This is a genomic window from Variovorax sp. 20P10.2.4, assembly GCF_058244205.1.
In genome coordinates this window covers 1-5,670 of record NZ_JBZAYE010000484.1, presented here as the reverse complement: position 1 = coordinate 5,670, position 5,670 = coordinate 1, and the positions used below count along the sequence as shown (strand labels likewise).

General features: G+C 70.6%; 5 protein-coding genes. 1 reads left to right on the top strand and 4 read right to left on the bottom strand.

The window, feature by feature from the left end; genetic code table 11:
• Positions 1–750 (top strand): TRAP transporter large permease subunit (locus AC27VN_RS30865; RefSeq protein ID WP_490879024.1); only part of this gene is annotated, 750 nt, incomplete at its 5' end.
• A 67-nt stretch (positions 751–817) separates the two neighbouring features.
• Here the strand turns inward: AC27VN_RS30865 and AC27VN_RS30860 are convergent.
• From AC27VN_RS30860 to AC27VN_RS30845, 4 genes are read right to left on the bottom strand one after another with little or no spacing between them, the layout of a single operon-like run.
• Positions 818–1,786 carry a Bug family tripartite tricarboxylate transporter substrate binding protein gene (locus tag AC27VN_RS30860; RefSeq protein WP_490879023.1) on the bottom strand — a complete coding sequence of 323 codons (969 nt, stop codon included), beginning with the start codon at positions 1,784–1,786 and terminating at the stop codon, positions 818–820.
• Positions 1,787–1,832: 46 nt separating this feature from the next.
• Positions 1,833–2,840 (bottom strand): hydroxymethylglutaryl-CoA lyase, encoded by a 1,008-nt coding sequence (locus AC27VN_RS30855; RefSeq protein WP_490879022.1) that lies wholly within the window; start codon positions 2,838–2,840, stop codon positions 1,833–1,835.
• A complete protein-coding gene (locus AC27VN_RS30850) occupies positions 2,837–4,042 on the bottom strand; it encodes a CaiB/BaiF CoA transferase family protein (RefSeq protein WP_208514023.1) in 1,206 nt (401 codons plus the stop codon). The genes AC27VN_RS30855 and AC27VN_RS30850 overlap by 4 nt, the downstream gene beginning before the upstream one ends.
• Positions 4,039–5,424, bottom strand: coding sequence for an MFS transporter (locus tag AC27VN_RS30845; RefSeq protein WP_490879021.1), 1,386 nt, complete (start codon positions 5,422–5,424; stop codon positions 4,039–4,041). Before AC27VN_RS30845 ends, AC27VN_RS30850 begins: the two co-directional genes overlap by 4 nt.
• Positions 5,425–5,670: the final 246 nt, after the last annotated feature.

The following is a 5,670-nucleotide window of genomic DNA, read 5'->3' as shown; positions in this document are numbered from 1 at the left end:
CCGCCCACCTGGTGGGTCGCGACCTTCTCGGTGCTGGGCGCGCTCACGGCGCTGTTCTACCTGTTCCTGAGCTTCGCGCGGCTAGAGATCTTCAAGATGCTGCTGGCCTCCTTCTTCCCGCTGCTGCTGTTGATCCTCTCGGTGCTGGGCTCGATCGTGCTGGGTCTCGCCACGCCCACCGAGGCCGCGGCCATGGGCGCGCTCGGCGGCATGCTGCTGGCGGCGGCCTACCGGCGGCTCAACTTCACGGTGCTCAAGGAGTCGGTGTTCCTCACCGCCAAGACCTCGGCGATGGTGTGCTGGCTGTTCGTGGGCTCGGCCATCTTCTCGGCCGCCTTCGCGCTGCTCGGCGGCCAGGCGCTGGTCGAGGAATGGGTGCTGAGCATGAACCTCACGAAGGTGCAGTTCCTGCTGCTGAGCCAGGTGATCATCTTCCTGCTCGGCTGGCCGCTCGAGTGGACCGAGATCATCGTGATCTTCATGCCGATCTTCATCCCGCTGCTCGACAACTTCGGCGTCGATCCGCTGTTCTTCGGCCTGCTGGTGGCGCTGAACCTGCAGACCGCCTTCCTCTCGCCGCCAGTGGCGATGGCGGCCTTCTACCTCAAGGGCGTGAGCCCGCCGCATGTGACGCTGAACCAGATCTTCCTCGGCATGCTGCCCTTCATGGGCATCCAGATCTTCGCGATCTTCCTGCTCTACATGTGGCCGCAGATCGGCCTGTGGCTGCCGCAGCTGCTCTACAAGTAGTAAGAACGACGGCGGAGGGGAAACGCATGGCGGCGGCCGACCACCGACCGCCGCCATGCGCGCGGTCTCACTCGCCTTCGATCTTCGCGGCCTCGACCACCTTGCCCCAGCGCACGTATTCGGCCTTGCTGTAGTCGGCGAGCTTCTGCGGGTTCATGTAGTCGGCCGTGGCGCCGAGCTCGGCGGCCTTCTGCTGGAAGGCCGGCGTGGCCACCACCTTGGCGATCTCGGCACTGAGCCTGTCGATCACGGGCTGCGGCGTCTTGGCGGGCGCGAACACCGCGAACCACGAGGTCGCGTCGAGGTTCGGCAGCCCGACCTCGGCCGCGGTCGGCACGTTCGGCAGCGAGGCCACGCGCGCCTTGCCGGTGACGGCCACCGCGCGCAGCTTGCCCGACTGGATGAACGGCATGAAGGGCGGCGGCGTGCCGAAGGTCATGTCGACCTGCGCGCCCAGCAGGTCCTGCAGCGCCGGGCCGGTGCCCTTGTAGGGGATGTGCGTGAGCTGGATGCCGGCCTGCTGCTCGAGCATGGCGCCGGTCACGTGCTGCAGCGAGCCCGGGCCCGAGGAGGCATAGGTCAGCTTGCCCGGGTTGGCCTTGGCATAGGCGATCAGCTCGGCCATGGTCTTCACCGGCAGGCCCTCGCGCACCACCACCACCTGCGGCGCGCTCAGCACGTTGGCCACGGCGCGGAAGTCCTCGGGCACCCACTGCGCCTTCTGCTTCGTGACGTGGGGCGAGATGACGTGGTAGCCCGAGTACTGCATCAGCAGCGTGTGGCCGTCGGCCTCGGCGCGCTTGACCGCCACCGCCGCGATCACGCCGCTGGCGCCGCCGCGGTTGTCGACCACCACCGGCTGGCCCAGCGCCTTGCCCAGCGGATCGGCGAGCATGCGCCCGGCGATGTCGGTGGTGCCGCCGGCGGCCGTGGGCACCAGCATCGTGATCGGCTTGGAGGGATAGGTCTGAGCCATGGCCGGGCCGGCGAGCAGCGCGGCCGCGGCCAGCGCGGCGATGAAGCGAAGGGGTTGCATTCGAATGTCTCCTGGTCTTGTGGGATGAAAGGGAAGCAAAGCGGTTTCAGTGCGCGCGCGCGGCCTCGCGCGCCAGCGCGCGTTCGCGCGTGGCCTCGAAGTCCGCGGGCGGCGCATGCAGGTCGAGCCGGCGGCCGGCCTTGACGATCTGGCTCGGGATGTCGTGGCCGATCAGCGCCGGCAGCCGGCGCGCGGCATCGATCACGCGCGCTAGGTCGACGCCGGTGTCCCAGCCCGAGAGCTCGAGCGCATGCACGATCTCCTCGCTGCAGACGTTGCCGGTGGCGCCCGGTGCATAGGGGCAGCCGCCGATGCCGCCGATCGAGGCATCGAAGCGGCGCGCGCCGGCGTCGATGCCGGCCAGCACGTTGGCCAGCCCCATGCCGCGCGTGTTGTGGAAGTGCAGCGTGAGCTCGGTACCGGGCCAGCGCTGCAGGAAGGCGCGCGCGAGCCCGTGCACCTGGCCGGGCCAGGCCATGCCGGTGGTGTCGCACAGGGTGACGCCGCCGGCGCCGAGTTCCTCGACGAAGCGCTCGCACCAGCCGAGCACGCCGGCCTCGGCCACGTCGCCCTCGATCGGGCAGCCGAAGCTGCACGACAGCGAGACGTTGACCGCCACGCCGGCCTGGCGCGCGAGCGCCGCCACTTCGGCCAGCGCGCGGAACGACTGCTCGCGCATCATGCGCAGGTTGGCGAGGTTGTGGCTCTCGCTGGCCGACATCACGAGGTTCATCTCGTCCACGCGCGCATCGATCGCGCGCTCGGCACCGCGCACGTTGGGCACCAGCGCGGTGTAGGCCACGCCCTCCATGCGCTCGATCTCGCGCAGCACCACCTCGGCGTCGCGCAGCGCGGGAATCGCCTGCGGCGAGACGAAGGCCGAGACCTCGATCTTCGCCATGCCGGCGCGCGAGAGCGCGTTGCACAGCGCGATCTTGTCCTCGGTCGGCACGAAGGCCGCCTCGACCTGCAGGCCGTCGCGCAGGCCCACCTCGCACATCCGCACGCGACGATCGCCGTCGAATGTTCTTCCGTTCCAGACCGCGTCGTTCATGCAACCACCTTCCTGCCGCGCAAGGCGGCGATGTCTTCCGATGTGAATCCGATCTCGCCGAGCACCGCGTCGGTGTCGTCGCCCAGCCGCGGCGCCGAGGAGCGCACCGTACCCGGCGTGCCCATGAGCTTGGGCACCACGCCGGGCACCTCGATCTCGTGGCCGTCGCGCGTGGACTGGCGCAGCAGCATCTCGCGCGCGCGGTAGTGCGGGTCCTCGGCGATGTCCTTCGCGGTGTAGACCTTGCCCGCGGGCACGCGCGCCGCGCCGAGGACTTCGAGCACCGTCGCCACCGACTGCGGCAGCGTCCAGGCCTCGATCGCCTGGTCGATCTCGGCCACGCGCGCCACGCGGCCCGCGTTGTTCGCGAGCGCGGGATCGGCACCGAGGTCGTCGCGGCCGATGCTCTGCATGAGCCGGCGGAAGATGCTGTCGCCGTTGCCCGCGATCAGCACGTAGCCGTCGGCGCAGCGGTAGGCGTTCGAGGGCGCGATGCCCGGCAGCGCGCTGCCCGCGGCCTCGCGCACCGCGCCGAAGGCGCTGTACTCGGGCACCAGGCTCTCCATCACGTTGAACACCGCCTCGTTGAGCGCCACGTCGATGACCTGGCCCTGGCCGCCGTTGACCTTGCGGTGGTAGAGCGCGGTCAGCACGCCGATGGTGCCGTGCAGCGCGGCCAGCGTGTCGCCGATCGAGATGCCGCAGCGCACCGGCACCCGGCCCGGTTCGCCCGTGAGATGGCGCAGTCCGCCCATGGCCTCGCCGATGGCGCCGAAGCCCGGCAGGTCGCGGTAGGGGCCGGTCTGGCCATAGCCCGAGATGCGCAGCATCACCAGGCCCGGGTTGCGCTCGCGCAGCACCTCGTAGCCCATGCCCCAGCCCTCGAGCGTGCCGGGGCGGAAGTTCTCGATCAGCACGTCGGCCTCGGCGATCAGCCGGCGCGCGATCTGCTGGCCCTCCTCGCTGCGCAGGTCGAGCGCCAGCGAGCGCTTGTTGCGCGACTGCACCTGCCACCAGACCGAGGTGCCGTCCTGCAGCAGGCGCCAGTTGCGCAGCGGGTCGCCGCTGCCGGGCGGCTCGATCTTGATCACGTCGGCGCCGAATTCGCCGAGCGTCTTGCCGGCGAAGGGGCCGGCGATCAGCTGGCCCATCTCGATGACGCGCAGGCCTTGCAGCGCGCCGGGACTCAGGGGAAGGTTCATGGCTTGGGGGCTTTCTCGGCGAAGGCGACGGCGGACGCATGCAGCGCGCCGCTCGCGGGGGAACGTGGCGCGGCCGACGGGCGCGGCTCGCGCCGGCGCAGCGATTCGGGCAGCGCGAAGGCCAGCAGCGCGGCGCACAGCAGCGCCAGCGCGCCGATGACGTAGAGCGCGGGCGTGGTGCTGCCGCTCAGGTCCTTGATGCGGCCCACCATCACCGGGCTCACGATGCCGCCGAGCTGGCCCAGCGTGTTGATCAGCGCGATGCCGCCGGCCGCGGCCGCGCCGCTCACCAGCTTGGGCGGCAGCGCCCAGAAGGCCGGGATCGAGGCGATCACGCCCGCGCCCATCACGGCCAGCGCGAGCACCAGCAGGTCGGTGTGGTGGTCGAACAGGCCGGCCGCGAAGAAGCCGATGGCCGCGAGCAGCAGCAGCGCGATCACGAAGCGGCGGCGCTCGCCGCTGCGGTCCGACAGCCGCCCGACCACCACCATCGCGATCGCGCCGCACAGGTAGGGCACGGCCGTCAGCAGGCCGATCGCCGTGGGATCGGTGCTGCCCGATGCGCGGATCAGGTGCGGGGCCCAGAAGTTCAGGCCATAGGACGCGACCTGGATCAGGAAGTAGATCAGCCCGAGCATGAGGAAGCCCGGCGTCTTCAGCGCGTCGAGCAGCGAGCCATGGGCGCCGGCCGCGCCGCCCCGTTCGGCGATGCGCAGCGACAGCCGCGTGCGCTCGTCGGGCGTGAGCCAGTGCGCGTCGGCGATGCGGTCGTCGAGCCGCACGAACACCAGCAGGCCGAGCGCGATGCACGGCAGCCCGCCGACCAGGAACAGCCAGTGCCAGCCGGCCATGCCGAGCAGGCCGTCGAAGTGCGCGAGCACCAGGCCCGCGGCCGGCGCGCCGAACAGGCCCGCGAAGGCCGAGGCCAGGAACAGCATCGAGGTGATGCGGCCGCGGTGCGCGGCGGGGAACCACAGCGTGAGGTAGAACAGCACGCCGGGCGCGAAGCCCGCTTCCATCGCGCCGATCACGAAGCGCAGCGCATAGAACTGCCACTCGGTCTGCACGAACATCATGAGCGCGGTGGCCACGCCCCACGAGACCATGATGCGCGCGATCCAGCGCCGCGCGCCGACCTTGTAGAGCATCAGGTTGCTCGGCACCTCGAACAGCACGTAGCCGACCACGAACAGCCCGGCGCCGAAGCCGTAGGCGGTGTCGCTCAGGCCCAGGTCGCTCTGCAGCGCGAACTTGGCGAAGCTGATGTTGATGCGGTCGAAGAAGGCGAAGAGATAGCACACCATGATGAGCGGCATGATTCGCCACGCGACCTTGCGCACGATGGCGCCGTCGTCGTCGAGGAGGGAGGTGGGGGTAGCCATGGGAGCCTTTGTCTGCGCGGCTCGCCAGCACGACGCCGCATTCGTTGCCCGGATTCTGGGCAGCGCGGCCGCGCGGGAGAACGACAAAGGCGCGCACGCAGCTTTCGCGGAACGCGAAAGCGCCCGAGGGTTAACCCTGGCAGAGGTGGTCGATCAGGGTGCGCACGTGGCGCGGCACCACGCCGGCGTCGCGCAGGCCGATCAGCAGCCGGCGCTCGGCCCAGGCGTCGTCGAGCGCGATCTCGC

Excerpts from the sequence above, each read along its gene's own strand:
- AC27VN_RS30845 (WP_490879021.1), bottom strand. The coding sequence starts at position 5,424 with ATGGCTACCCCCACCTCCCTCCTCGACGACGACGGCGCCATCGTGCGC.
- AC27VN_RS30850 (WP_208514023.1), bottom strand. The coding sequence starts at position 4,042 with ATGAACCTTCCCCTGAGTCCCGGCGCGCTGCAAGGCCTGCGCGTCATC.
- AC27VN_RS30860 (WP_490879023.1), bottom strand. The coding sequence starts at position 1,786 with ATGCAACCCCTTCGCTTCATCGCCGCGCTGGCCGCGGCCGCGCTGCTC.
- AC27VN_RS30855 (WP_490879022.1), bottom strand. The coding sequence starts at position 2,840 with ATGAACGACGCGGTCTGGAACGGAAGAACATTCGACGGCGATCGTCGC.